The organism is candidate division Zixibacteria bacterium HGW-Zixibacteria-1 (assembly GCA_002838945.1).
Taxonomy (GTDB): Bacteria; Zixibacteria; MSB-5A5; order GN15; family PGXB01; genus PGXB01.
Genome location: PGXB01000076.1, coordinates 1 through 1,574, shown reverse-complemented (window position 1 = coordinate 1,574; position 1,574 = coordinate 1). Strand labels below are relative to the sequence as shown.

The following is a 1,574-nucleotide window of genomic DNA, read 5'->3' as shown; positions in this document are numbered from 1 at the left end:
TCGGCGCTGGGCTATCGCACGCCAAATCAAATGGCAGAAACCTATAACTTAACCACGAGGACTCTCTTAGAAAAGGCTTGCTAAATGGGGAGCATTACAAGTGGTTGGAGGTGGAGATGCAAAAATAGAGGAATGGATTGAAAACCAGATGAAGGGCCGAAGTTGCGCAATTGTTCTAATCGGCGCAAATACAGCAAATAGGAAGTGGATAACATACGAGATTGCAAAGGCATGGAACAAGGGTATGGGCGTTCTTGGCATATACATTCACAACCTTAAAGACAAAGACGAGAAGCAATGCAGCAAGGGGGGAAACCCGCTTTACTACGTTAAGTTCAAGGAGTCCGGGAAGAGACTCTCGACAATCGCAAAAGCTTATGACCCACCGAGAACGACCAGTGCTGGAGTGTATAGCTACATCTCCGACCACATTGCGGAATGGATAGAGGAAGCCATTGAGATACGTAACAACGAATAAGCTACCGCTCAGTTGACAAGTTGGGTCGCTTGAGAAACAACCGATCATGAAAAGTCCGGCTAATGACATGACCGAATTCGAGGTGCTCCTAAGGAAGCAATCGGATTATCGGTGGGCACAATACCGCCATTTGGTAGAGTTTCTCAAATCAACGTATTCCCGCCAGACAAACTTCTTCGACATACACGCTACTGAGCATATTCTTCGAGTTCTTCACAATGTCGATATGCTCGTCCCCAAAGATCTAAAACGCAAGTGGACAGTAGACGAAATTTTCCTTTTTCTCTGTTCAGTCTGGCTACATGATATCGATATTCTTGAAGATTTCGATTCAAGCGAATCCTACAGGCATGCTCGAGTACTCCACGCAGAACGGAGCTATAAGTACGTTATCAGCATCAACGAAGTAATCCAGTTAGATGAGAAGGAAGCCAAGATCATTGCATCTATTGTAATGGGGCAAACATTGCCAGATCTGTGTGAATTGCCCGAGAAGAAGAGTATTGGTATCGGTGAAGTTATTTCTATTAGGCCATTGGCTGCCCTATTGAAACTGGCAGATGCGTTGGATACGGATTACCGTCGTATGCCCGATATCGTGAAGACATTATCGGGAATACCAAACAGCGCAGAGTGGTCTTTCAGAGAGAGCATCGAATGCCTTGAGATCGACAGCTCCGTTTGGGATATCATCGTTTACTCGACGCCAAAGTCCTTTGAAATGTTGGAAGATGTGCGGCGAGCGCTCTCGTGGGTAAATGAAACATTGGATGAAATCCGATCGGAGCTACGCAACCTCCGATTGCTTTACCGAAGGGTCGATTATGTCGTCGATGACACATATCTCCTTGAACTTGATAAAGTAACAAGGGCAGCGAAGAAGCAAGTACGAGAAGGTGCTCGCGTTATACATCAGATGGACATTGGAAAACTCTGCCCATTTACTGGAGCAGTTTGCAGCAAGATGGAAGAAACAGACGGCAGCATGGTCTTCATTGGAATGAAGTTCCCCCGATTTAGTGGACACGGAGAAAGGATACTATTATTATGATTCTTTCTCATCCTGAGTCCCGAAGGACAGGAGGTGTTCAGATGT

Annotated in this window: 1 protein-coding gene and 1 pseudogene; both read left to right on the top strand. The window is 45.7% G+C overall.

The window, feature by feature from the left end; translation table 11 throughout:
- The first annotated feature begins 97 nt into the window (after window positions 1-97).
- Window positions 98-478, top strand: a pseudogene (locus CVT49_16415) (hypothetical protein).
- A gap of 46 nt (window positions 479-524) precedes the next feature.
- Window positions 525-1,529 carry a hypothetical protein gene (locus tag CVT49_16410; GenBank protein PKK81916.1) on the top strand — a complete coding sequence of 335 codons (1,005 nt, stop codon included), beginning with the start codon at window positions 525-527 and terminating at the stop codon, window positions 1,527-1,529.
- Window positions 1,530-1,574 lie beyond the last annotated feature (45 nt).

Bases quoted from the DNA above. Each gene is read 5' to 3' on its own strand.
- CVT49_16410 (PKK81916.1), top strand. From the start codon at position 525: ATGAAAAGTCCGGCTAATGACATGACCGAATTCGAGGTGCTCCTAAGG.